The sequence below is a fragment of the Nitrospira sp. genome (genome assembly GCA_016788885.1).
Taxonomy (GTDB): Bacteria; Nitrospirota; Nitrospiria; order Nitrospirales; family Nitrospiraceae; genus Nitrospira_A.
On sequence record JAEURX010000036.1, the window covers coordinates 1 to 23,500 of the forward strand.

At 58.9% G+C, this 23,500-nt stretch carries 25 protein-coding genes; 9 read left to right on the forward strand and 16 right to left on the reverse strand.

All coding sequences use genetic code 11. The features are described 5' to 3' along the window. The 3 genes from JNL86_08790 to JNL86_08800 all read left to right on the forward strand — a co-directional run. The coding region (locus tag JNL86_08790) for an IS3 family transposase (GenBank protein MBL8042998.1) at positions 1 to 111 on the forward strand (111 nt) is incomplete at its 5' end. Positions 112 to 438: 327 nt separating this feature from the next. Beyond that, positions 439 to 735, forward strand: a complete 297-nt coding sequence (locus tag JNL86_08795) for a type II toxin-antitoxin system Phd/YefM family antitoxin (protein ID MBL8042999.1) — start codon at positions 439 to 441, stop codon at positions 733 to 735. After that, entirely contained in the window at positions 732 to 1,025 is a 294-nt protein-coding gene (locus JNL86_08800; protein ID MBL8043000.1) for a type II toxin-antitoxin system RelE/ParE family toxin, read from the forward strand. The genes JNL86_08795 and JNL86_08800 overlap by 4 nt, the downstream gene beginning before the upstream one ends. Before the next feature lie 33 nt (positions 1,026 to 1,058). Here JNL86_08800 and JNL86_08805 read toward each other — a convergent pair whose 3' ends face one another. The 7 genes from JNL86_08805 to recA form a co-directional block, all read right to left on the reverse strand. Further along, entirely contained in the window at positions 1,059 to 2,213 is a 1,155-nt protein-coding gene (locus tag JNL86_08805; protein ID MBL8043001.1) for a phosphopentomutase, read from the reverse strand. Between the two features lie 91 nt (positions 2,214 to 2,304). Next, the gene (deoC, locus tag JNL86_08810; protein MBL8043002.1) at positions 2,305 to 2,994 is read right to left on the reverse strand and encodes a deoxyribose-phosphate aldolase; all 690 of its coding nucleotides are present in this window, start codon (positions 2,992 to 2,994) and stop codon (positions 2,305 to 2,307) included. Positions 2,995 to 3,078: 84 nt separating this feature from the next. After that, positions 3,079 to 4,128, reverse strand: coding sequence for an endolytic transglycosylase MltG (mltG, locus tag JNL86_08815; protein ID MBL8043003.1), 1,050 nt, complete (start codon positions 4,126 to 4,128; stop codon positions 3,079 to 3,081). Then, positions 4,016 to 4,627 (reverse strand): Holliday junction resolvase RuvX, encoded by a 612-nt coding sequence (gene ruvX, locus JNL86_08820; protein MBL8043004.1) that lies wholly within the window; start codon positions 4,625 to 4,627, stop codon positions 4,016 to 4,018. The genes mltG and ruvX overlap by 113 nt, the downstream gene beginning before the upstream one ends. Before the next feature lie 4 nt (positions 4,628 to 4,631). Further along, the gene (gene alaS, locus JNL86_08825) at positions 4,632 to 7,262 is read right to left on the reverse strand and encodes an alanine--tRNA ligase (protein ID MBL8043005.1); all 2,631 of its coding nucleotides are present in this window, start codon (positions 7,260 to 7,262) and stop codon (positions 4,632 to 4,634) included. Further along, positions 7,259 to 7,747, reverse strand: coding sequence for a regulatory protein RecX (locus JNL86_08830; GenBank protein ID MBL8043006.1), 489 nt, complete (start codon positions 7,745 to 7,747; stop codon positions 7,259 to 7,261). Before JNL86_08830 ends, alaS begins: the two co-directional genes overlap by 4 nt. An 8-nt stretch (positions 7,748 to 7,755) precedes the next feature. Next, positions 7,756 to 8,859 (reverse strand): recombinase RecA, encoded by a 1,104-nt coding sequence (gene recA / locus JNL86_08835; GenBank protein ID MBL8043007.1) that lies wholly within the window; start codon positions 8,857 to 8,859, stop codon positions 7,756 to 7,758. A 560-nt stretch (positions 8,860 to 9,419) separates the two neighbouring features. Here recA and JNL86_08840 point away from each other — a divergent pair. Then, positions 9,420 to 9,683 (forward strand): hypothetical protein, encoded by a 264-nt coding sequence (locus JNL86_08840; protein MBL8043008.1) that lies wholly within the window; start codon positions 9,420 to 9,422, stop codon positions 9,681 to 9,683. A 66-nt stretch (positions 9,684 to 9,749) separates the two neighbouring features. On the opposite strand, the gene thpR is transcribed toward JNL86_08840, so the two are convergent. Genes thpR through JNL86_08855 form a run of 3 tightly spaced genes read right to left on the reverse strand, consistent with a single transcriptional unit; the run spans position 9,750 to position 12,301 of the window. Next, positions 9,750 to 10,364 (reverse strand): RNA 2',3'-cyclic phosphodiesterase, encoded by a 615-nt coding sequence (gene thpR, locus JNL86_08845; GenBank protein ID MBL8043009.1) that lies wholly within the window; start codon positions 10,362 to 10,364, stop codon positions 9,750 to 9,752. After that, the gene (locus tag JNL86_08850) at positions 10,361 to 11,644 is read right to left on the reverse strand and encodes a competence/damage-inducible protein A (GenBank protein MBL8043010.1); all 1,284 of its coding nucleotides are present in this window, start codon (positions 11,642 to 11,644) and stop codon (positions 10,361 to 10,363) included. The genes thpR and JNL86_08850 overlap by 4 nt, the downstream gene beginning before the upstream one ends. Before the next feature lie 42 nt (positions 11,645 to 11,686). Then, positions 11,687 to 12,301, reverse strand: a complete 615-nt coding sequence (locus JNL86_08855; protein MBL8043011.1) for a hypothetical protein — start codon at positions 12,299 to 12,301, stop codon at positions 11,687 to 11,689. Positions 12,302 to 12,446: 145 nt separating this feature from the next. Here JNL86_08855 and JNL86_08860 point away from each other — a divergent pair, with 145 nt between their 5' ends. The 5 genes from JNL86_08860 (at position 12,447) to JNL86_08880 (ending at position 16,003) form a co-directional block, all read left to right on the forward strand. Continuing rightward, positions 12,447 to 13,154 (forward strand): chlorite dismutase family protein, encoded by a 708-nt coding sequence (locus tag JNL86_08860; protein MBL8043012.1) that lies wholly within the window; start codon positions 12,447 to 12,449, stop codon positions 13,152 to 13,154. A 103-nt stretch (positions 13,155 to 13,257) separates the two neighbouring features. Next, the gene (locus tag JNL86_08865; protein MBL8043013.1) at positions 13,258 to 13,920 is read left to right on the forward strand and encodes a hypothetical protein; all 663 of its coding nucleotides are present in this window, start codon (positions 13,258 to 13,260) and stop codon (positions 13,918 to 13,920) included. A 102-nt stretch (positions 13,921 to 14,022) separates the two neighbouring features. Next, on the forward strand, positions 14,023 to 14,235 hold the full coding sequence (locus JNL86_08870) for a hypothetical protein (GenBank protein ID MBL8043014.1): 213 nt from the start codon (positions 14,023 to 14,025) through the stop codon (positions 14,233 to 14,235). A gap of 33 nt (positions 14,236 to 14,268) precedes the next feature. Then, positions 14,269 to 15,438: a hypothetical protein gene (locus JNL86_08875; GenBank protein ID MBL8043015.1), complete on the forward strand. Its 1,170-nt coding sequence runs from the start codon at positions 14,269 to 14,271 to the stop codon at positions 15,436 to 15,438. Positions 15,439 to 15,610: 172 nt separating this feature from the next. Further along, positions 15,611 to 16,003 (forward strand): hypothetical protein, encoded by a 393-nt coding sequence (locus tag JNL86_08880; GenBank protein ID MBL8043016.1) that lies wholly within the window; start codon positions 15,611 to 15,613, stop codon positions 16,001 to 16,003. Positions 16,004 to 16,306: 303 nt separating this feature from the next. Here the strand turns inward: JNL86_08880 and JNL86_08885 are convergent, their stop codons facing one another. From JNL86_08885 to JNL86_08910, 6 genes are all read right to left on the reverse strand, one after another. Next, positions 16,307 to 16,873, reverse strand: coding sequence for a DUF882 domain-containing protein (locus JNL86_08885; protein MBL8043017.1), 567 nt, complete (start codon positions 16,871 to 16,873; stop codon positions 16,307 to 16,309). Between the two features lie 312 nt (positions 16,874 to 17,185). Further along, complete coding sequence (locus JNL86_08890; protein MBL8043018.1) at positions 17,186 to 18,598, reverse strand: sigma-54-dependent Fis family transcriptional regulator; 1,413 nt, start codon at positions 18,596 to 18,598, stop codon at positions 17,186 to 17,188. A 104-nt stretch (positions 18,599 to 18,702) separates the two neighbouring features. Beyond that, the gene (locus JNL86_08895) at positions 18,703 to 19,092 is read right to left on the reverse strand and encodes a hypothetical protein (protein ID MBL8043019.1); all 390 of its coding nucleotides are present in this window, start codon (positions 19,090 to 19,092) and stop codon (positions 18,703 to 18,705) included. Between the two features lie 24 nt (positions 19,093 to 19,116). Continuing rightward, positions 19,117 to 19,272 (reverse strand): hypothetical protein, encoded by a 156-nt coding sequence (locus JNL86_08900; GenBank protein ID MBL8043020.1) that lies wholly within the window; start codon positions 19,270 to 19,272, stop codon positions 19,117 to 19,119. A 208-nt stretch (positions 19,273 to 19,480) separates the two neighbouring features. Further along, complete coding sequence (locus JNL86_08905; protein ID MBL8043021.1) at positions 19,481 to 20,128, reverse strand: response regulator transcription factor; 648 nt, start codon at positions 20,126 to 20,128, stop codon at positions 19,481 to 19,483. 29 nt (positions 20,129 to 20,157) lie between these two features. Further along, positions 20,158 to 23,310 carry a PAS domain S-box protein gene (locus tag JNL86_08910; GenBank protein MBL8043022.1) on the reverse strand — a complete coding sequence of 1,051 codons (3,153 nt, stop codon included), beginning with the start codon at positions 23,308 to 23,310 and terminating at the stop codon, positions 20,158 to 20,160. Positions 23,311 to 23,500 lie beyond the last annotated feature (190 nt).

The window sequence follows — 23,500 nt, forward strand, 5'->3', positions numbered from 1 at the left end:
AGGGCCGATGTGTTTGATTACATCGAGCGCTTTTATAATCCGCGACGGCGGCACTCCACGTTAGGATATCTCAGTCCAATGGAGTTCGAACGACAAGCGACAGAAGCGTAGAAGGGTGTCAACGAAACCGGCAGCAGGCCACAGCGACACCTCCAGCAAAGGATCCTTCACCAGCTTTTGCCCACCTAGGAGCACCGTACCACCATTTCTAAAGCATTAAACTCGTTGGGAATCTGCTGATGCGCCGAGCTCTGATGAGGTCAGGTCTGTCATGGTCACACGTGTATTGGGTGTAGTTGCCAGTGGCAAGCAGGGTCTTCTTGATATGGTTCCCATTGTCGAAGCGAGACCTGATCTCAGATCTGCACATTGACCGTTCCCCACTCCATACGCTAGTCTCATGACTAGAATTCTGGTCTTTTACCCTGGAGGGCTACCCTGGCAAAAACCCTGTCGTTGTCGGAGGTCAAAACGCGCTTGCCTGAATTGGTGGCTGGCGTGCAAGAGCGCGAAGAGGAAGTCATCGTCACGAAAAATGGGCGGCCGGCTGCCATCTTGATCAATGTCGATGAATATACCCGGCTCAAAGAAACCTTGGATGTCCTGAGCGATCCCGGACTCATGAGCCAGATTGCCGAGAGCCGGGCCTTTTACAAAACCAAACACCACGGGCTCTCGTTTGAAGACGTATTTGGCGAACCACTCATGCCCGTTAAAAAGCGGCGTACTGCATGACTCCGTTTACGCCAAGCATTCCCCCGCATATTGCAGCGGTGATCCGGACGCTTCATCCCGATCTTAAACAATCGATCAAGTCAGCCATTCGCGCCATTGCCGCCAATCCCGAATGCTGCGAGCCGCTCCAACGCGAACTGAACGGGTTACGAAAATATCGCGTGCGCCGCTTTCGCATCGTGTATGCCGTTGAGCAAAAAAGACGCGTCATCCGTCTGATGGCCGTCGGCCACCGTCGAACTGTGTATGAAGAACTGACCGACCGGATTCGACGTGCGGCCCGAGGCTAGTAACGCTACGCAGGAAGAAGTCGCCAGATCGCACTAGCGAGACTGCAGGGCATCCAGGAAGCTGTCACCCCAGGGTAACCTCGCCGCTCCCAACGCTTCACCGATCGTCTGAGCGAGATCGGCAGCAGTGCTTCTCGTCCCCAGGTTGACGCCGCGGGCGAGACGCGGACCGGTCACCAGGCAGGGCACGTACTCGCGCGAATGCCCGGGATTCGGCCTGGCACAGTCGAATCCGTGATCGCCCGTGATGATGAGCACATCGCCGACCTTGAGATGTTCTTGCAGGTCGCGCAACCGCCGATCGACGTGTTGCAGCGTCGACACGGTGTCCTGCAGATCGGGGCTCATGATAGGCAGGTTTGCGTAGATCAAACCGCGAGGCGCCTTGCTGAACATGCCGATGACTTCGTCCATGACGGCAGGGGTCTGAAACAGAGGCACCGATCTGGTGACGCCGCGCCCGCTGAAGAGATCGCCGACTTTTCCTACCCCGAACACCAGTTGGCTGGCTTGACTCAAATGATCCAGCAGGGTCAGCCCCGCCGGTTCCACGGCAAAATCCCGGCGACGTTCGGTGACGGCAAACCGCCCCGGTTGCCCGACAAACGGACAGGCCACCACGCGAACGACCGGCATCGTCGCCTTGAGCCGCCGTCTGGCTTCGCGCGCCAGTCGATACAATTCCTCCGGCGGAACGACCTGCTCGTGGGCAGCCAGCATGATGGTCCCCGCCGTATCGATCCACGCGATGGGCATACCGGATTTTTGATGCTCGGCGCCGAATTCCGCAATCGGCTCCAGATGAACCGTGCGACAATTCCCCAGCGTCTTTTGTCCCAACGCGGCTTCGAGCCCGGAGGCCAATTCACTCGTAAAGGTCTCAGAGGGACGCGGGCCGTCTTCGATCACATAGCCGGCCAATTCCCAATGTCCGGCCAGCGAGTGTTTGCCCTTCGTCGTAAACCCCAACATGCCGTAGCAGCCCTCGGGCTGAGCCATGGGGCGGATGCCTTGAAACTGGCCCAGGAGACCGAGGCCGAGTTGTTCGAGATTTGGGAGAGTCAGTCCCTTGGAGATCGCGGCCAGCCGCTGCAGCGTATTACAGCCGGCATCGCCATATGATTCAGCATCGGGCAGGGAGCCGATGCCAAACCCATCCAACACTAACAGTACGATTCGCGTCATCATCGAGGCACTATATCAAATCCGGCGGAACGAGCAAGCCAATCTCACCGTCCGGCATGGCCCGGTTTCTTGACTGCACACAGCGCGCTGCGGCTCATCGATTGCCGGACTGTTCCGCCCGCCATTCGGCCAGGATCTTCAGACTTGCGCTCGTGCCGATGCGATCTGCTCCCGCTTCCAGCAACGCCCTGGTCGACTTCCAGTCTCGAATGCCGCCCGATGCCTTGACCTTTGCCCTCCCCGCCACGGCCTCTTTCATCAGCCGCACATCCTCCACCGTGGCGCCGGCCTGATTGAATCCCGTCGAGGTCTTCACATAGTCCATGCCCGCCTCGACGGCCAGACGACATGCTGTCAGTTTCTCTTCGCGGGTGAGCAAGCAGGTTTCCAGAATGACCTTATGGTTGACGCCCGGCGTGGCTCGCACGACCGCCGCCATATCCTGCCGCACGAAATCATAGTCGCCGGATTTCAGGCGGCTGATGTTGATGACCATGTCCAGCACTCGCGCGCCATGCGCCACCGCCTCGATTGCCTCCGTGACCTTCGCATGGGTCGAATGCCCGCCGAGCGGAAATCCGATCGGAATGCCGACCTGCACCGCCGTGCCGGCGACAGCCGCGACTGCCTCATCGACATAACAGGGCGGCACAAAGATCACGACAAACCCTTGCTCCTTCGCCTCGGCACAAAGCCGCAATACGTCGGCCTTGGTCGCCTCCGGCCGCAACACGGTGTGATCCAGCAGGCCAGGCAAATTCTCGTTCCACGACACAAGTCCCATATCCCTCTTCCTTTCAGATGGTGAATCTCGATGGTGCGAATGGTGTAGTGAGGCGATGCGTCGTGCCGAAGCAGATGCGAAAGATCACGCGCCGTGGGTGACAAGGCTGCCTCGCGCGCGCTTACGGAACGGCTGCTTCTGATATTTTTCCACGGCTTGATTGTGTTCGGCCAGCGTGGAGGAGAACTGATGGGTTCCATCGTTGCGCGACACGAAGTACAGATAGGACGCCTGCGCCGGGAACAAGGCCGCACGGAGCGAATGGGCTCCGGGGCTGGCAATCGGTCCCGGCGGCAGTCCCTGCACGCGATACGTGTTGTAAGGGCTCATGACGGATAAATCGCGTTTGTGAATGTTGCCGTCAAACGCCGGGAGCCCGTAGATGACCGTCGGATCGCTTTGTAAGGGGATCTTCTTTCGCAGCCGATTGTGAAACACCGCCGCGATCAATTCGCGCTCTTCCTTGGAGCCGGTTTCCTTCTCAATCACCGACGCCAGCGTTAACACTTGGTGCAGAGACAACTTCATGCGCACCGCTTGTTCCTGCAGGTCGGCGCTCCACACCCGATGCAGGCCGTCGACCATCGCTTTGATGACATCACGGGCTTTGGCCTGGCGAGGAAAGGAATAGGTCTCCGGAAATAAATACCCTTCCAGTGAATCGGCCTCAATTCCAAGCGTCGTGATGAATGGGCGATCACGGACCAGCTTCGAGAATTCCTTGACATCGGTCACCTGCTGTCCCGCCAGTACCTCGGCGATTTGCACCAGGTTGTACCCTTCAGGGATTGTGACCGGATGCAACACGACTCGCCCAGCCCGCAGCTTCTCCAAGATGGCTTGCGACGCCATACTCCCGTCTAACTCGTATTCACCCGGGCGAATTTTTCGATCGACATCCCGGCTTTTGCCGAGCAGGAGAAATGCCCAGCGGCTGCGAATCAGTTGCTCGCTTTTTAAAATCGCCGCGACCTGTTGAAACGTACTGCCGTCGGGAATGACGACGATTTTCGAGGGAGGTTTAGGAAGCCCGCTGACGACGGGACTTTGAGCCCAGCGTAGCGTGAGAAACCCCGAGATGGTCAGGAGTATCATCGCCGCCAGCACCAGTCCTGCAATCAATCTCTTCTGCATTCTCGACTCGTGGTTCGTCAAAAGACCAGCGATCGTCGTCCTCGGATTGGTTCAGGGCCTGCTCCTGGCCGGACGACGGCTTCTCTAAGCTCGCAAGGTAACTCTGAAGCAGAATGGCGGCGGCGATTCGATCGACGATGCCTTTCCGCTTCCGTCGCCCGACATCAGCGGCGATCAATAGGTCCTCCGCCGCGCAGGTCGTCATCCGTTCGTCCCAGGTCACCACGGGGACCGACAAGGCCGGTTCGAGCAACTGGATGAATTCCTCGACCACCTTGGCAGCGGGACCGCTCTCCCCGTCCAACCGGAGCGGCAGGCCGACGAGCACCTTGCCGACCTCGTGTTCGCGCACTAACTCCTGGATATGCCGGATGTCGGCCTCGGGATTGCGCCGGTAAAACGTCTCCAACGGCTGGGCGGTCCACCCGAGCTCATCGCTCAAGGCAAAGCCGATCCGTTTGGAGCCGTGATCGATCGCAAGAATCCGCTGGCCCTTCATCAGTCTACCCTTCCAAGGCCTTTTGGACCAACCCAAAAACTTTTTCCAGCGCCGGATTCAGCCCGTCGGGATTTTTTCCGCCGGCCTGTGCCATCTCTGGACGCCCACCTCCGGTGCCGCCGACTTCGATCGCCATCTCCTTGATCAATTCACCTGCCTTCAAGCGCCCCACCAGATCCTTGGTCACCACCACGAGCAACGACACCTTACCGTCGTTGGCCGCACCGAGCGCCACGACGCCGCTCCGGAGTTTGTCACGCAGTTGATCGGCAAGTGCCCGCATGCCGTTCACGTCGAGGCCGTCCGTGCGTTGCGCGTGAACATTCACGCCGTTGATCTCGCGAGCCTGGGCCTGGGTCGACGACGTGCTCGCCATCTTGAGCTTCACGTCCGCCAGTTCCCGCTCCTTATCCTTCAACTGCTCGCTTAACTTCCGGGTGCGGGCCACGACTTCAGCCGGAGCGACTTTCAGGAGATCGGAGAGCTCCCGCACGTCCGCCTCCAGCCGCTTCAAGGAATCCAACGCTCCGCTGCCGGTCAAACATTCGATCCGGCGCACTCCCGCCGCCACTCCGGATTCAGACACGATCCGGAACAATCCGATTTCGCCCGTGCGCCGGCAATGGGTGCCGCCGCACAATTCCTTGCTGAAGGTGTCGATCTGCACCACCCGTACCTGGTCGCCATACTTGTCGCCGAAAAAGGCCAACGCTCCGCCGGCCACGGCATCCTGCACCCCCATCACGGCCGTTTGCACCGGTTGATCCTGGCGGACCTGCTCATTGACGATCGCTTCGATCTCGTCGATGTCACGAGACGACATGGGCCGGAAGTGGGCAAAGTCGAACCGCAGGCGATTCGGCGCTACCAACGAGCCGTACTGTTTGACGTGCGGCCCCAGCAGATCACGTAACGCGGCATGCACTAGATGGGTGGCGGTATGGTTACGCGCGGCATCCTGCCTCGTGCGAGAATTCACCGAAAGCTGCAACCGCTCGCCCGCACGAATGGAACCCGACGTCACCACGCCCTTATGCACGATCAATGTCGGCACCGGCCTGGTGGTTTCACGAATCTCCACGCGACCATCGGTACCGGTCAACACGCCCTGATCGCCGGCCTGCCCGCCGCCTTCCGCATAAAATGGCGTGACATCGAGCACGAGTTCGATTTCATCGCCCTCTCGGGCTTCCTTGATCAGGCGATCACCCTGAAGAAGCGCCTGCACCACGCCTTCGGAATCCAACCGTTCATACCCGACAAAGGCTGTGGTTCCGACACGAGTCGCCACGTCGCTGAGGACCGGCCTCGCCGTTTCATGCTCGAAGCCTCCCGTTTTTCTGGCGCGTGTCCGCTGCTCTTCGATGGCGGCTTCAAAGCCGGTTTCGTCGAGGGTGATCCCTTGCTCACGGCAGGCTTCCGCAATGAGGTCCATCGGGAACCCGTACGTGTCGTACAATTTGAAAATCTCCGTCCCCTGCAGCACCTGCTGCCCCGACGCTTTCACCTTCGAGATCATGTCGTTCAGGATCGGTAATCCTTGATCGAGTGTGGCGATAAAGCGCTCCTCTTCGCCGCGCGTGGCTTCTGCCACCGTACCGGCCGCGTGCCGCAACTCGTGATAGGCCTCGCCCATCTGATCCACGACCGTCGCTGTCAGCTCATGCAGGAATGGCTCGGTGATGCCCAGCAACCGACCGTGACGGGCCGCGCGCCGAAGAATTCGCCGGAGCACGTAACCCCGCCCTTCATTCGAGGGCAACACACCATCGGCCATCAGGAAGGTAATCGCCCGGAGGTGATCGGCAATCACACGCATGGAACGATCCGCCTGCTCCGCTGCTCCGTATTCAGCCCCGGCGCGACGTCCGATCGCCGCCAACAATGGTGTGAACAAATCGCTGTCGTAATTGCTGAGCCGGCCCTGGGCCACCGCCGTGAGACGTTCGAGTCCCATGCCGGTATCGATGCTCGGCTTCGGGAGCGGATTGAGCGTGCCTGCGCTGTCGCGGTTGAACTGCATGAACACCAGGTTCCAGATCTCAATGACCCGGTCCCCTTCACCGTTCGGCGTGTCGTCGCCGGGGACCGATGGTCCCTGGTCGAAGTGCAGTTCCGAGCAAGGCCCGCAGGGGCCCGTGTCGGCCATCTGCCAGAAGTTGTCCTTCTCGCCACAACGCACGATGCGGCTCGGGGAGACGCCGATCTTCCGCCACAAACGATCGGCTTCATCGTCTTCGCGGAAGATCGTGATCCACATCCGGTCTTTCGAAAGTCCGACCACCGACGTGAGGAACTCCCAGCCGAATCGGATGGCCTCCTCCTTGAAGTAATCGCCGAAGGAAAAGTTCCCCAGCATTTCGAAGAAGGTGTGATGGCGTCTGGTGTAGCCGACATTTTCGAGGTCGTTGTGCTTTCCACCGGCACGCAGACACTTCTGCACGCTCACGGCTCGCTGATAGGCGCGCGTTTCTTCACCCAGAAACACCCGCTTGAATTGATTCATCCCGGCGTTGGTAAACAGTAGCGTCGGGTCGGCCTGGGGAATCAAGGGCGCGCTCGGCACCGCCCGATGGCCCTGCTGTTCAAAATACTGGATGAAGGCCCGCCGCAGATCATTTACAGGTTGGCTCATAACTCGTCTAACCCCGTCTCCCAGTCGACTTGCGTGACTTGCTGAATGGTGTCGTCATCAAACCCACGTTGCCGCAACAATCTCACCCATTGTAGAGGGCGTGTACTCGCCGCACGCCCTTCCAGCGCCCGGCAGGCCAATTCCTGCTCGGAAATCGACCGGAAGGCACTCTGTAAGGCCCGCTCCGCCACCGGTTCTTCGAAGCCTCGACCGAGGAGTTCCAACTTCAACCGCTCACGCCCCATCGGACGTCGCAAGAGCCTGGCTTCTGCCCAGCGCGTGGCAAAGGCCTGGTCATTGAGATAGCCACGGCGCTCCAGCTCGCGTACAACCTCGCGCCTCTGCGCCGGGCCTGCCCCTTTTCCCTCAAGGTATTGATCAACCTGCGATGCGGTCCTTTCGGCACGGGCAAGATACCGGATCGCCATGGTCAGGAAATCCGGCTGCGACTCCCCATGTCGTCGTTCACCGCGGCCGGCCGGCATACCGATCCCTATGTCGTCGCTCTCGCACTCTGGCCGCGCTTGTCGTCCTGGCGGCTCTCAATCTTTCGCTCAGGCTTCTCGTCCTTGGCATCAACCTTCTTGTCGGCCCCCCGCAGTGGCAGCCCGGCGAGTTCGCGCACTTTTCCTTCGATTTCCTTGGCAATGGCTGGGTTGGTCTTCAGAAAATCGCGCACGGCTTCGCGCCCCTGTCCCAACCGTTCCCCTTTATAGGAGTACCAGGCGCCGGCCTTTTCCACCACGCGCTTCTCCACTCCCATATCGACGATCTCGCCCGACTTGGAAATCCCCTCGGAAAACATGATGTCGAATTCCGCCTGCCGGAACGGCGGGGCCATTTTATTCTTGACCACCTTCACCCGCACACGGCTCCCGGTGACATCCTGTCCATCCTTGATCGACTCGATACGGCGAATATCCAGCCGCACAGACGAATAGAACTTCAACGCGTTGCCGCCCGTTGTGGTTTCCGGATTGCCGAACATCACGCCGATTTTCATGCGGATTTGATTGATGAAGATCAGGGTCGTCTGGGACTTCGCGATCGCCGCCGTCAATTTGCGCAACGCCTGCGACATCAACCGCGCCTGCAAGCCCATGTGGGCATCACCCATCTCGCCTTCGATTTCAGCCCTGGGTACCAACGCCGCTACGGAGTCGACGACGATGACATCGATCGCCCCGCTGCGCACGAGGGTTTCCGCAATTTCGAGGGCCTGCTCGCCGGTATCCGGTTGAGACACGAGCAAGTCGTCGGTATGCACACCCAACTTCTTGGCATAGGTTAAATCCAGCGCATGTTCGGCATCGATGAAGGCGGCGACCCCGCCGGCCTTCTGCGCCTCGGCGATCGCATGCAAGGTGAGGGTTGTTTTCCCGGACGACTCCGGACCAAAAATTTCGACAACCCGTCCGCGCGGGAATCCGCCCACGCCGAGCGCAATATCCAATCCCAGGGAACCGCTCGAAATCGCCGGCACGTCCGCCGGTCGACCCTCGGTTCCCAACTTCATCACCGCGCCCTTGCCGTATTGTTTTTCAATCTGAGCCAGGGCCAGGTCCAACGCGCGCTTCTTCTCGTCTTTTTCACTCATTCGACACTCCTCCTCGCAACATGACTCGTGAAGTGGGCTGGTCTCACATGTCGTCGAGACAACGCACCAGCCGACCATGAGTTGACTAGGCGCCAACCGGACCAGACTCAGACCAGAAAAGCAGACAGAACATTGGAGTATACCGGACTTAGACGGAAGAAGCCTAGCCCGCAAGGGTCCGCTACCAATCTCGAGAGACAACAGACCCAGGTCCTGTTCCGTTGTGAATCGTGCGAGACACGTGGAGAAAAATCACCGCGCCGCATGCCTGTCTCCGCCACTGACGTCAAAAATCCCGCAGCGTTCCGTCATAGCCGCCACGGCAACGACGAGAGGGGACATCACCAGGCTGGTGTCTTTCCGCGTGGACACCTAGCCGAGACCTGACACGTAAGTCTATGAAAACACTGCTGAGACTGACGCAATTCGGCACAAGGATGGTCGGCTAAAGTCGCAGCGCGTACAAACCGACATTCTTGGTGAGAGACAATGCGTTTGGCACCAAGATTGCTCCTACGCTGCAGTGGTTGATCATCTCACACTTGATGCAGGAGGCCCCCATGCCACAACAGCACATGGATGACCGATCCGGACAGTCTGCCTCTCACCCCCAGGAGCCCATCGTACGCGCGCCACGCGACCTGACCTATGACGAAAAGAAAGCCGCCGAGGCAGCCTTTCGGGGCGAGCCCTTCAACCCCGCCTGGTCCGTCGCTGCGGCAGCCGTGTATGAAGGCATCGTCTCGGCGATGTGTCGCATGCAGGTGGCCGCGTTGACTGATATGGAAGCCATTCCTGTCGCCGAGGAATGCCTCACACGGTAAAGGAAGACCGGCGCCCGTCACCCCACCGGCTTGACCTGAAGGTAGCCGCGACCTCCGGTGGTAGGGCTAGCTCATCGAGCTCAGTGGACACTCCCACAGCTTCGTATAGACCGAGCCGGCCTGCCGCAACCGACTTTGCATCATGATCACCGTCTTGATCGCCAACCCGCTGTTCGCCAACGACTGATCCAGCGCCCTGCTCTCCGCCAAAAGCTGCCCAACCTGCCGCTCCCCTTCCTTGATTCGTGCCAACGTCAGATGCGGACTGAACGGCCGCACTTCCGCCGCCAGATTCACTGCTCTACAGACTTCTTCGATGTCTCGATACAACGCCTGCAACCGTTCTCCCTCAAGCCCCTGCTCCCAACTCTCAGGCGGCCCTGCCCACAGCACTCTCGGCTGCTGAAGTCGGGGAAACGTCCCCAGTCGTGAGAAGGGAACCTGGATGGTTCGATGCCTAGCCACCACCTGCGCCACCGTTGCATGGAGCGACTCGATCACTGCTTCCGGCGTCTCACCAAGAAACCTCAACGTCAAATGCATCGAGGCAGGCTGCACCCAACTGATCCGCGTGCGCCGATCGACCGTTCGCTCGAGCCGTCGTCTCAGATCCTGCTGGATCACCGACAGGGCCGCGCGGAGTTCGGGTGATATCTCAATGGCGAGAAAGGCTCTGATCATGTGAGTCTGTTCTTGGTCAACCAGCGACGCAACAGATCCAGCGCTGCCTGCGACGAGCGTTGTTTGATGACGTTGCGATCTCCCCCGTGAAACCGGAACTCCTTCGTCATCACCTGCCCAGCCCCACCGTCGAGCCCTACATACACCAACCCCACGGGCTTCGTGTCCGTGGCCCCGCCCGGCCCGGCAATGCCGGTCACACTCAGTCCGACAGACACGCCGCTGCGCTCACGGATACCACGAGCCATGGCTGCCGCCACTTCGGCACTGACCGCTCCATGACGATCAATCAGTTCCGATGGTACCCCCAACAAGTCCACCTTCGCGCGATTGCTGTAGCAGACCACGACCCGATCCACATAGGAGGAGGAGCCCGGTACCTGCGTCAAGCGATGGCCGATCAATCCTCCAGTGCAGGACTCGGCCGCTGCCAGCGTCATCCGCTGCGTGGTGAGCAACTCGCCGACCACCGATTCCATCGTGTCCGCTTCTTGTCCATACACGATATCGCCGAGCCTGCTCTTGGCCTCATCAAACGACCGCTCAAGCGCAGCAGTTCCCTCCGCACCGGCCGGTCCTGTCAGCGACACCATCACTTCCATCGGCGACGCGTAGATTCCCAACTGGACCGGACTGCCTGGTGGCAGCAATCCTTCAAGCTGTTGATCCACGACCGATTCCGGCACCCCCGCCGTATGCAACACCCGCCGCATCATCGGTGTCGCCGGTCGCACCTTCTGCGTGGGCATCCAGGCCTGCAGGCGCGGCACGACCCCATCTCGAAGCATCGGCTCCATTTCACGCGGGACACCCGGAAGGGCGGCAAAGAACGTCCCGTTCCACACGAGGACGAATCCCGGCGCGGTGCCGACCGGATTGGACACAATATCCGCTCCGGACGGAATCATGGCCTGTCGGAATTGCGACTTCGTCGGAGTCCTGCCCCACTGAGCCAATCGAGCGGTCATCTCGTCCAGTGCGGCTTTTCGCCGGACCAAGCGATGGCCGGTGGCCTCCGCAACCGCTTCACGCGTCAGATCATCGACGGTCGGCCCCAACCCGCCCGTAATGATCACCACCCTGGCGCGGCGGGCCGCGGTTTTCAGGACGGCCACCATGTCCGGCAAGTCATCGCCGACAACCGTCTTGTATCGGAGCTCAACCCCGCATGTGGCGAGGCAATCCGCAATATACAGAGAATTGGTATCCACCCGGCCGCCAAGCAACAGCTCGGAGCCGATGGCGATGGTTTCAGCCGTCCAGGCTTTGGGCTTGGTCATGCAAGGTCAACCTTTGTGAAGAGCGTTGGCGGGATCGTCACATTATTCGATATGGGCGAAATCGAGTTCGAAGCTGACTTGGCCGCCGCCGGATGGAAACACGGTGAGCGTCGTCTTCGCGCGCGGGTCCAACTCTGCATAGGGGAATTGCGCAATCACCTTTGCCCGATAGGCAGGCTGTTGGGGCCACACCGCCGTGCGATCTCCCCTCGCATCAAATCGAACCGTAGAAGGCTTCACGGTCCGGCCGGCCTGTTCCAGAACCACATAACTGTCAGCGGCGAAATTGATCCGGTCCCCATAGAGCACTACATTGACGAGCAGGTTCTCGTTCGCCATCACCTGGGCGATGTCCTGTTCCGTTGGGGACAAGGCCCGTAAGCGCAAATGATTGGCCATCACGAGCAAACTCCCGAGCTTGGTCATGATGAAACCACGGGGAGCCAGATCCTTTTCAGAACCGAACCAGACGTGGAGTTGATCGGGCGCAATGCCCTGAGCGGCGGCGGCTCGTCCACGTTCGACCGTGGCAGAAATCTGTCCAGGAGTCGGCTGGATCTCGATGCCATGCAACGGCGTGGGCGCACTGACGCCTGCCGCAATCAGCAGGCTCCACAGAAACGGGAACTCGGCCACCCATTTCCGAATGCAGCTCATCCTGTGCAGGCAGTAACAGATCAATGCCGGCCTGTCAATTCTCGCCCAAGGCACGGTGGACTCTGTTGACAGCCCTGGAGACGAAATGCTAAAGAGCTAGCTCTTATTCTTTTACATTATCAAGAAGTTGCCTGGAGGGTTCCTCATGTCCAGCCCCGAACAAGCGGCCCGCCGCCAGTACGTCAATTTCACATTCTATAAGGTTGATCCGGCGTGGCGCCGCCTGCCCGAAGATGAGCGCACACGCGGAAAGCAGGAATTCCTCCGCGCCGTGGAGGAATACCAGGGCAAAGTACTCGTCATTGCCTACACGACGGTCGGCATTCGCGGCGACTGCGATTTGATGCTCTGGCGTATCAGCTACGAACTTGAACTGTTCCAGGAAATGAGCACGAAGATCCTGGCGTCCGGATTGGGCAAGTATCTGCTCAACCCCTATTCGTACCTGGCGATTACCAAACGCTCCATTTACGTCGATAACCACACCCACGAGAACCAGGAAAGTAAGCGGCTGACCGTGGTCCCCGGCAAGGCCAAATACATTTTCGTCTACCCGTTCGTGAAGACCCGCGAATGGTTCCTGCTCACCAAGGCTGCGCGTCAGGGCATGATGGATGAACACATCGAGGTGGGGCACCGCTTCCCCTCGGTGAAATTGAATACGACCTACTCGTTTGGTCTCGACGATCAAGAATGGGTCGTGGCGTTCGAGACCGACAAGCCGGAAGACTTCCTGGACCTGGTCATGGCACTGCGGGAAACCGAAGGTAGCCGGTACACCTTGCGAGATACCCCGATCTTCACCTGCATCCGCAAGAGCCTGAAGGAAACGCTAGATACGCTGGGTGGCTGAGATCGTCTCACAGCCCGAACGGTATACACGGCCTTCGATCCAGTGATCGAGGGCCGTGTGCGTTTCGCCCGGTAATCCATCGGACCACCGCATCCTCACATCCATGTCAGTTGACGCTCAGACTCACCCGGCCTCTGATCGCCGCGCCGCCTTTTACTCAGTCATGCTCCCCGGACTGGGCCAACTGCTTCGCGGAAGGATTGCAGCCGCCGCTTTTTATGGCCTCATCACAGTTCTGCTCATCATCCTGAGTGTGGCTCTGGGACGAGTTTCCGGTCGAGCCGCGGAAGTGTTTTTTTTCATGCTGTTGGCGCTTCCCTGGTGGGCACTGCAGAGTTACGACGCCGCACTCGGACCGGCCGCGTCCGGCTTCGACTTCATGAGAACCGGCCGCCAGGCATGGGCGGAAGGGCATGATATCCGATTTCTCGGCCTGCTCTTTTTGATCAGTGCCGCAAACGACGCCATCATCATCGCTCAAAACCCCGAGTATCTCTTACCGTTTTTCTGTACAAAGTTGGACGGTGCGGCGGGCTTCGTGACCAAAGCCCTCTCACCATTCCTCCATACCTGGGTCGGGTACGGGTTTTTGCGCCTCAAGAAATGGTCGCTCCTGGTGTATCTAGTGTATGCTGCCTACGGCACCACCAACGCACTCGTCAACCTCACCTGTTTCGGACCCGGTCGAATCCGGAACACGCTCTTGATCGCTTTGATCGCTTTCACCAGTTACATCCTCTGGCGCCGCCGGATGTTTCAACGCTGACTGCCGGTCATGGAGACGAAGGGTTCACATTTTGACACTCAGCTCGAGCCTGTGTTACCAGTAGTAGCCGGTTGGTCCACATCCTCAGACGGAGCAGCGCCTATGGCCGAAAACAATGCGGTCTATGCAATTCGCCATCCTGACGGGTCTGTCACCCTGTATATCGACGAAGAATATGCCACTGATCGTGGCGTAGATCCGGCCAAGCTGGTGCGGATCGAAATCCCGCGTGAATTATTTGTCAGCGGCAGCATCCAGCAAATCCGCGAATACGTCGCGGTCTACCTTGAAAACAGCCATCAAGGCACGGCCTGAGCGAACCTTTTACCTCGCACGAGGGGCCACACCATGTCCGCTTTACTCACCCCTGAACTCATTGCCTCCACCATTGAACAAGCCCCGATCCAGGGCAGGATCATGCTCAAACTGTTGCTCTTGCAGCACTTTGACATCACGCCCGAGGAGATTAGTCATATCGCGGCCGATCGCCCCGATCCTCGCTGCGTGGCCGGCTCGAAACCGATCCACCAGATGGTCAAACAAGACGCACTGAAGGACGTCACGAACCGGAGAGATGAATATCGCCGTCGAGTACGGCTGCGGCGGGAACGTCTCTGGCTGCAAATGGAAGCCATGAAGGGCATGATTACCTTGGCCGAAGGCATGGTGCGGGTAGCCACGGACCTGCTGCGCACGCGCTACAAGCTGACTGCTGACGCTCTCGATGCCATCAAACAGGGCGCACGCGCCGCCGTTCCCAAGCCGGCAATCCGTTTATTGAACCGACGATGGGACGAAGATGATATTTCCGCTGAAGCCTATCAAGAAGCCAGGCTGGGCCTGGAAATCCAGGCACAGCTCCGCCTGATCGAAAAGTACAAGAAACGCCTTGAGGTTTCGGAACGGGAATGGAAATCGATCAATGCCGCTCCCATGCAGGATCATGAGATCGGGCACATTTGGGGGATCCCGGCGGGAAGCCTCGCCGGCCGAAAGGTGAAACATCTCCATCAATACCTGCACGCCATTCAAACCAACCTGCAGAAGGCCTCAGCCCAAGCAGTCCCGACAACCGGCACGCTTGACCTCTGGAAAGAAACGCTGGCCGTCTTAAGCGAACGACCGGTTGAACGCTCAATCGCCCACTATGACGGGCTCGAGCGGACCGAGGAAGCGTTGGTGGAAAAACTCCGGACCTTCGCCTGGGGCACTCTGGGGGAAGATCTGGAAGCAAAATTCTGGCTGTCGCTTGTTCATGGGGCCAGCTCCAATGCCGTGCACTCGGAAAACACCCGGTCCGTCTTCGGTCTGCAACGGCTGCTGGCTGTGCTCTCGGAAATTGACTCTAGCCTTGATGCACTTGAAGAAGAACTGCTGGCCCGAACGGCTCCAGTTCCCAAGGATATTCCTGAACTGACCGATGAAACGGCACAGCCCACGCCCGAAGAAATGGGACAAATGCAGCAACATGTGCTGAATAGTTTCATCGGGGAGTTACACAACGACCTGCAACGGTGACGGGCGACCATCAACGGCCCTCCGGCTGGTCGACTCGGAGCGCAAGAGGACGGTTCCAGGGATTGCCAGACATTTATTTTGCGGCCGCCTTCTCAGCTCGAGGTCAATTTTGTATAATTCATCACATATGCATGCTCCTCACCGACCACAGGCATTCCGGTCACGAGTAGGAATGCTGGGCCTCTTAGCTGGAACATTGGCCTGCGTGCTCGTGACTATGGCACCCGTCCCCCTCTTCGCGTCCGCTCTCGTCGAAGTCACCGAATTGCTCGCCCATCCAGACCATTACGATCATCAAGTGGTCACCGTCAGCGGGCGCGTGACGAATTTTCAGCTCGCGACCAATCGTGATGGGCAACCGGCATTTGGTTTCTTGCTGCAAGACACGGCCGGCACGGTAAAAGTAGTCGGCCTCGGAAAAGCGGATGTGCGGGAAGGCGACTACGTGGTCGTAGAAGGAATTTTCAGCCGCCTGCGCCAGGCTGGTAGAGCTATCGTCTATAATGAAATCAAAGCCACTTCTGTGCAGTCCATGGCCAAGATGAATCCGGATCTGGTCGGCTAACCACTCGTCAGCCTCCCCTTCGTTACTTCGCTCCGTCATTCCGCAGATCGATACGCCTCACTCGTTGCTCATCGCCAGTCATCCGCTTGCAGCCACACTGTCTTCCTCAGGAACATCGGTTCCCTCGGTCCGACTGCGTACCGCATCGCCGAATTCCTCGTGAGGATCTCGCGAGGACAATTTAGTGCCATGCCCTCGAATGGCTGCTGAGGTAAGTCAGAAGAACAGAGCACGACGACAGATCCCCAGGGTCTCAGAATCGTTGCAGAGTGTGACAAGACACGGAGGAGAAGAGAACGGGGTCTACCAGTGGCGAAAAGGACCGGAGTCAAGATGCACGAACTTGCCGCGCGGATAGTAACCGACCCCGCCACAACCAAGGCGTAACGCAACCTCGCGCAGGGTCCTCAACGACACACCCGGGATTTGTACATCCATGGCTTGGCCGGACACGTGGTAACTATGGCGCGCGGCGCGGGTGCCCATTTTGATGAGCTGTTCATTGTATTCGGGAGAACGGTATCCTGAGACGATATACACATCGCGTCGTCCGCCGATCCGCTGCTGCACCAAATTCACGAACTCGATAAGCTGGACATCCATTGTTCTGGATTCGTTCGTGTGGTGACACCGCAGAAGGTGATTCAGATCGCGGAGTGCCTCTTGATCGTACACACCATTCTCATCCCGATACCTCACCGACAGCCGTTCGTCAGTATGCAGGTTGTACAGACTGAGACGTCCATCAGGAAGTCGTGACGCCCACGCACCGGAGGGCAACGCCAGTTTTGCCACCGCCAACGCCGCGCCAGCGGCCACCGTACGAAATAGACTCCGCCGAGTCCAGAGAGACGGTGTATGCACTGACATCAATACACTCCTTGAGGGAACTACTGTACGTGCCTAGGGGCATTCGCACGCACATCACTGGGCAAATCTTTCGGCCAACGCCTACATCGTGCGTGTCACAGATGGCTCACGCGGACTACGTAACAGGACGGGCCGACGCTTAACGAACTGACGAGACCTCGGAAGGACCGAGTCAGCAGATACTGGAAGTCTCTACTACTTAACAAATACCGCGGCAGTGGTCAACCCATTTACGCTTGAGACCACCGCATGGACAGTGTTTCGTCGCCCCCATCGCAACGCCGCCCGATGGTTCACCATCGCCGAACGCCGTCAGTGCTCCGTCATCGACGCGCGAGTCGACAAGCTGGGAAACCGACGCGCTTCGAGACTTCGTTCCATTCCGTATTGACGCAACCGTCGATAGAGCGTGGAGCGACTGATCCCCAACTCCTGTGCGGCTCGACTCAAATTGCCCTGCGACAGCGTAAAGGCCTTCAGAATCAAATCCGTCTCGATCCGTTGCTGGTTGACCTTCAAGGAGATTGAGCCGTCATCCTGACGCGGTGCCTGGCGCGGCAAATCCAGGTCTGCCGGGGCGACATGGGTCCCCTCCGCCATCACGACTGCACGACCAACTCGATTGGATAATTCCCGCACATTGCCAGGCCAGGAATAGGCCTGCAGCGTGTCCAGCGCCTCGCGCGTAAAGCCGTAGATCCGCTTGTTATAGCGTGCCGCCGCTTGGCGCAGAAACGACATGGCAATGAGCGAGACATCCTCGCCACGCTCACGCAACGGGGGAAGATTGATATGCACGACCCCAAGCCGGTAATAGAGATCTTCTCGAAAGGTGCCCTTCTCGATCGCTTCTTTGAGGTTCACATTCGTCGCGGCAATAATGCGCACGTTCATCTCGATCGGCTGGTGTCCGCCGACCCGCTCGAAGGTATGATCCTGGAGAAACCGCAGCAATTTGACTTGCAAGGTATTGGGCAACTCACCAACTTCATCGAGAAATAGCGTGCCGCCTTGAGCAAATTCGACCTTGCCCTTCTTCTGTCCCACCGCGCCCGTCAATGCACCCCGCTCATACCCGAACAATTCCGACTCGAGCAGACTTTCCGGAATCGCCCCGCAATTGATCGGGACAAACGGTCCCTGACGACGAAGCCCCCGCTCATGGATTGCGCGCGCGGTCAGCTCTTTTCCCGTCCCGCTTTCGCCGGTGATGAGAATCGGCGCATCGTTCGTCGAGACCTTCCGAATCGCTTCATAGATGCGATGAATGCTGGGACTGGTCCCGAGCATGCCACTGAACTCCTCATGCCCGGTTCCCGTGATCGCGCCACGCGCGTCCTGCTCCAAATCGGCAATTCTGGCCACACGACACACGAGTGGCTTCAGCACGGTCAAATCGAGCGGCTTGGTCAAGATCTCGCACGCGCCGTGTTGAATCGCTTGGACGGCAAGACTTCGCTCCGTTGTCGCTGTATACACGATAATTTTTCCAGTATGCCCGGCCTGCCGAAGTTGTTGCAGCATCACGACGCCATCCTCGCTTGGCGAGGTCGACGACGTATCCAGGTCCAGCAAAATGACCATCGGTGCCCGCTCATGAACGTGCCGGATGGTCTGCGCATTCCACCCGGACAGGCATACCTCAAACTCCTCCTCCAACAGGGCTCGCAAGGCAGACGCAATCAACTCATCATGCTCCACGACAAATACCGTAGGTTTCGCCACGATTCGGCTCCTTTCAGAAGGTGGGACGGAGGACGCCGGCTCTTGGGGCCCTCTACGCACTGCCTTCGATCTGGTGGTTCAATACGGTGTGACTTGACGGTACGCTACGGGAGCGTCGCCGGTGGATCGAGCGAGTCACACATGAACACGTCTGCGCCGAAAGCCGTCGCAAATCTCGGTGCGGATCCGGCGGATCGGACAATCGACGGTTCCATGATCGCGATAATGGGCACCTGCGGGCAGGTCGTCTTGAGACGCGGAACCGTGGTGTGGAGCGGCGCGGGAGTCGAGGAGAAGCCGACGACGATGAGATCAGGACGGAGTTCCTTCAGATTCTGTTCCAACGGATGAACCGTCGAGGTCATGGTGGCCTGGTAGCCATGGAGTGCGAACCAGTCCGCACACCGATACCCTTTGCTCACATCATCATACACGACTGCGACCGTAGGCCGTTTCCCTACGCGTGCGTTCGGTCTCCCGTTCGGTTGCACCATATGTCCCCCCACATTGTGATCGATTTACGTAACATTTCGAACATCTGTGAGTTGCGTCAATCGACGCTCCATCTGCGGCCCCCACCAGGCCACATCCTGTAGCATGGCGGCTTCGAGAGGACTCAGCTGAGCCAGGATTTCCAGCCATCCCCGGCGAAAGTCGCCGGTGCGCGGGTCCACGCATGATCGTTCATGCACATGGCGTTCACGCACTGCCTCGTACACTGCCAACAAGGTAGAGGCACCTGTGACCCAGGGCTTCGACATGGAGGTGAGAATAGGCTTGAACGGAGTGGGAGGCTATCGCTGCGGGACCTATTTCTGTGTCACAAAACTACAACGCTCATCGTCATGGTTGGTACGACAGATTCGTAGACTTCCCGAACGGTCACACGACCAGGCCATGTTGCAGGGCATAGCGGGTCAATTCGGCATTGTTCTTCAGACTCATCTTGTCCAGAATTCTCGCCCGATAGGTGCTGATCGTGGTGACGCTGAGATGAATGCTTTCGGCGATATCACTGACGGTCTGGCCAGACGCAATCAGGCAGAGCACCTCATATTCCCGATCCGACAGGCGCTCGTGAGGCAGCTTATCCACACCGGTTCTGACCGTCAATGCAAGGGCTTCTCCCACCGACGCGCTGACATATTGTCCCCCTGCCATGACCTTTTTCGCCGCATGCACCAATTCCTCCGGGGCACTTGCCTTGGTAAGATACCCGGCGGCACCGGCCTTGAACATGCGAATCGCATATTGATCTTCGGGGTGCATGCTCAGAATCAGAACCGGGAGCGTCGGCGCCAACTGCTTCAGCTCCTTCAACACTTCTGGACCACTCCGCCCCGGCATACTGATGTCCATCACGACGAGATCGTAGGGCTGTTCGCGTACGTGATCCAGCATTTCTTGAGCATTGCCGCACTCGGCCATGCTGGCCCCCTCAAATCCTTCTTCAAGAATGTCCTTCACTCCGCGCCGAAACGAGGGGTGATCATCGACGACCAAAATTCGTACGGTCGCTGCTGTTCGCATCGTACCTTCCATCATGTCACCATCCTTCCCTATCGAGGCAATTGCAGGACGATCGTCGTCCCGTTGCCTTCCTGTGTTTCGATCTGTACGTCTCCACCGAGAAGCCCGGCGCGCTCCCGCATGCCCAAGAGACCAAACGATCTGGCGTCGGTCAGGCGATCCTGGGGAATTCCTCGTCCATTGTCACGCACCCGCAAGACTAACCCCGCTCCCTGGTCTTCCAGGCACACCTGCACCTCGGTCGCCTGCGCATGCCGGGTCACGTTGGTCAGCGCCTCCTGACAAATCCGGAAGACGGCCGTCGCCTGTTCAGGATCAACTCGCAGATCTTCGTGACTGACCGTGCAGTGACAGACGATGCCCGTGCGTCGCTGAAAATCCCGGCATTGCCATTCGATCGCCGCGACCAACCCCAAATCGTCTAACACGCCCGGACGCAATTCGGCCACAATCCGTTGCACCGAGGTGATGGTGCTATCGACCTGCTCCTTCATCCCGCGAATTTTTTCATCGACTCTGGCGCGATCGCCGGGAATGAGGCGCTCCCCCAACAACCCGCCAAGGCGTGACAAATCAATCTTGAGACACGTCAGGCCCACGCCTAATTCATCATGCAACTCGCGCGCGATTCGTCCGCGCTCTTCTTCACGGATGCCCTCCATCCGTCCTGAGAGTTTCCGCAACCGCCGCAGGGAATCCTGCAACTGCGCTTCCGCCCGCTTGCGATCCGTCGTATCCTTGAAGACCACCACCGCACCAACAATCTCCCGGCGTTCCCACATGGGCGTACTGACATATTCCACAGGAAAACTCGTGCCGTCTTTCCGCCAAAACATGCCGTCCACCTGCTCTCGAATCTCCCCTGCCGTAACCGTTTCCAGAATCGGACAGCGTAAGTCCCTCAACGGACGCGCACCGGTATCTGGAGGAAACACATACGAGTCCATGGAGCGGCCGATCAAGTCCTCTGCTTCGACTCCAAACATTTTCGCCGCCGCCGGGTTAACAAAGGTAAAACACCCGCTCCGATCCACACCGTAGATCCCTTCTCCGGCGGAATTCAAGACAACTTGATTGTGATAGTGAAGCCGGTCGAGTTGCTCCTCCGCGGACCGTCGTTCGCTGATATCGCGCAGGATCATGGTGAAAAACAGGTCGGACTTCCCTTTCCACGATGTCACGCTCAACTCCAGGGGAAACTCCGCTCCCGCTTTCCGGAGGCCGACGAGTTCCAGCGTTTTGCTCGTCGAGTGCACGCGCTCCAATAATCGAACGCGCTGCACGTTGCGCTCCAGTTCCTCGTGATACCGCTCTGGAATAATCACCGTGACCGGTTGACCGATGATTTCTTCGGCTGAATATCCGAAGGTCGCCTCGGCGCCTTTGTTCCAGAATGCCACCTTCATCAGCGCATTGACCAAGACAATGGCGTCCGTGGTCGATTGCACAATCGAGCGCAATCGCTCTTCACTGACGCGAAGTGCGTCTTCAATTCGGCGACGCTCGGTGACATCTCGAATAATTCCCAACACGCCGACGACGCGGCCCTGACGCATCTGCGGCGTGCCCACGAATTCTCCGGTTACGTACCCACCCTGCTTCGTGCTGATTTGCATCGAGCAGGTCAAGGGTGTTCCACGCTCGACGATCGCCTGCAGCACATCCTGACAAAACCCTGCGTCGTCGGGGTGGAGCAACGCGACAAGCGGTTCGCCGATCCATTGCGAACGCGACCAGTTCGTGACCGTTTCAAACGCCGGGTTCAGGGAGGTCATGGTCGCCTCGGTCGAGAGGGTGAAAATAATATCGCGTGCACCTTCCACCAGACTACGAAACCGATACTCCGATTCAAAGAGCGCATCCTGAGCGCGCTTCAACCACGTAATGTCATGGAAGACCAGCACGGTCCCGCGCAACACCCCCGCATCGTCTCTGATCGGCCTGGCATTGATGCTGATCCAGCGACCGGGCACGCCTTGCGAAGCCCGCAAATAGGCCTCCAACCAATCGACCTTCTCCCCGCGCATCGCGCGCGCCAACGGCCATTCATTCCGCGAAAACGGAGTCACCGTGTCCCCATGAAAAAATTCATACCGTTCCGCCCACTCGGTCGGAGGGAGCAGGCCTGGCGCGAACCCGAGAATACTTTCCACGGCCGGGTTCGCGACCAGGAGTTGCCCTTCGGCATCCGTCACCACCACGCCGTCCCCCATGCTTCGCAGAACCGAGTTGACGATTCTGGTCTGCTCGTTCAGGGCCTGTTCCGACCGTTCCAGCGCCTCGGCCCGTTCCCGCAACGCCCGCTCCGCCTCCGCGATTCCAGCCGACTGCGTCCGGACGGCATCTTCATAGACGTGCAGCAACTGTTCGGCCACGGCCAGTCTCGACTGATGGCGCAACCCAGCAGCGCGTTCGGATGGCCCCATCGCCGGCGACATCACGGTCCCCTCCGTGCCAGCCTCACCTGGGGAGGCCTCGTCGAATGCCAGCAAGGAGGTTTTGAGACTGAGTGCAAGGGATTTGCAGAGAGAGGCCGTCTCACGAGGGACTGGAATTTTCGAGAACAAAATGACCGCGAATAAATCATGTGACGGCAACATGCCGCCAAAACACAAGACGGATTTGACGCCGTACTTCACGACGAAACCTTCCTGCACCGGCACATAGGGACTGCCCACCGCATCGGGGACATAGAACACGTTGTACGTCTTCTCTTCCAGATCGACGAGCCACTCCCCCTCCGGCGTGACATCGAACGCCGTCGAAACGCCGAACTGATGCAGCAACTGGGAAAACATCGGGAACTGTTTGACGAAATCTGCGCTGACCATCGGAATCACTCGATACCGGTGTGACCGCTCCACGTGATTCCACGTGGCTTCTTCACCGGCCGAGGCTACCAATGTAAAACACTTCATGTCGGGGGAGGGGACAATCCCACCAAGTTTTTCACGCGCCAGTTGCTGCATCGCCGGTTCAAGCCGGCTGTAGGAGATGGTTTTAAAGCAACGGACCAGCACGCACTCGCGCGCCCCCGTCTCTTCGTTGCCCAGGTGGGTGAAAAGGTAGTCCACAGCGCGGGAGGCCGCCTGCTGCAGGGAATTCGATTGTTCACCCAGCTGACGCAAAACAGCCGAGCATTCAGTCACTTCCAACAGCGAGAAGCGAGCCAGACTATACACAGGCGAGCCCTCAGGTGAACGATGGGGGATGATGCGATCAACGCGCTACTGGGTGACGCGCGTCGGGAGATGCCGGGTCGAGAGGGAAGGCGCGTACCTGCAGCACAATGCCTTGCAACGCGAGGCGTGACACGAGACTTGCGGCGAGTCTAGTGAAGGGAGAGGACCTTGTCAAGCCGTGCACTCGGGC

Excerpts from the sequence above, each read along its gene's own strand:
- JNL86_08880 (MBL8043016.1), top strand. The coding sequence starts at position 15,611 with ATGCTGGGCCTCTTAGCTGGAACATTGGCCTGCGTGCTCGTGACTATG.
- JNL86_08895 (MBL8043019.1), bottom strand. The coding sequence starts at position 19,092 with ATGGTGCAACCGAACGGGAGACCGAACGCACGCGTAGGGAAACGGCCT.
- JNL86_08870 (MBL8043014.1), top strand. The coding sequence starts at position 14,023 with ATGGCCGAAAACAATGCGGTCTATGCAATTCGCCATCCTGACGGGTCT.
- JNL86_08855 (MBL8043011.1), bottom strand. The coding sequence starts at position 12,301 with ATGAGCTGCATTCGGAAATGGGTGGCCGAGTTCCCGTTTCTGTGGAGC.
- JNL86_08860 (MBL8043012.1), top strand. The coding sequence starts at position 12,447 with ATGTCCAGCCCCGAACAAGCGGCCCGCCGCCAGTACGTCAATTTCACA.
- alaS (MBL8043005.1), bottom strand. The coding sequence starts at position 7,262 with ATGAGCCAACCTGTAAATGATCTGCGGCGGGCCTTCATCCAGTATTTT.
- deoC (MBL8043002.1), bottom strand. The coding sequence starts at position 2,994 with ATGGGACTTGTGTCGTGGAACGAGAATTTGCCTGGCCTGCTGGATCAC.
- JNL86_08865 (MBL8043013.1), top strand. The coding sequence starts at position 13,258 with ATGTCAGTTGACGCTCAGACTCACCCGGCCTCTGATCGCCGCGCCGCC.
- mltG (MBL8043003.1), bottom strand. The coding sequence starts at position 4,128 with ATGCAGAAGAGATTGATTGCAGGACTGGTGCTGGCGGCGATGATACTC.
- JNL86_08905 (MBL8043021.1), bottom strand. The coding sequence starts at position 20,128 with ATGCGAACAGCAGCGACCGTACGAATTTTGGTCGTCGATGATCACCCC.
- thpR (MBL8043009.1), bottom strand. The coding sequence starts at position 10,364 with ATGATCAGAGCCTTTCTCGCCATTGAGATATCACCCGAACTCCGCGCG.
- JNL86_08875 (MBL8043015.1), top strand. The coding sequence starts at position 14,269 with ATGTCCGCTTTACTCACCCCTGAACTCATTGCCTCCACCATTGAACAA.
- JNL86_08830 (MBL8043006.1), bottom strand. The coding sequence starts at position 7,747 with ATGCCGGCCGGCCGCGGTGAACGACGACATGGGGAGTCGCAGCCGGAT.
- ruvX (MBL8043004.1), bottom strand. The coding sequence starts at position 4,627 with ATGAAGGGCCAGCGGATTCTTGCGATCGATCACGGCTCCAAACGGATC.
- JNL86_08885 (MBL8043017.1), bottom strand. The coding sequence starts at position 16,873 with ATGTCAGTGCATACACCGTCTCTCTGGACTCGGCGGAGTCTATTTCGT.
- JNL86_08840 (MBL8043008.1), top strand. The coding sequence starts at position 9,420 with ATGCCACAACAGCACATGGATGACCGATCCGGACAGTCTGCCTCTCAC.
- JNL86_08800 (MBL8043000.1), top strand. The coding sequence starts at position 732 with ATGACTCCGTTTACGCCAAGCATTCCCCCGCATATTGCAGCGGTGATC.
- JNL86_08805 (MBL8043001.1), bottom strand. The coding sequence starts at position 2,213 with ATGATGACGCGAATCGTACTGTTAGTGTTGGATGGGTTTGGCATCGGC.
- recA (MBL8043007.1), bottom strand. The coding sequence starts at position 8,859 with ATGAGTGAAAAAGACGAGAAGAAGCGCGCGTTGGACCTGGCCCTGGCT.
- JNL86_08850 (MBL8043010.1), bottom strand. The coding sequence starts at position 11,644 with ATGACCAAGCCCAAAGCCTGGACGGCTGAAACCATCGCCATCGGCTCC.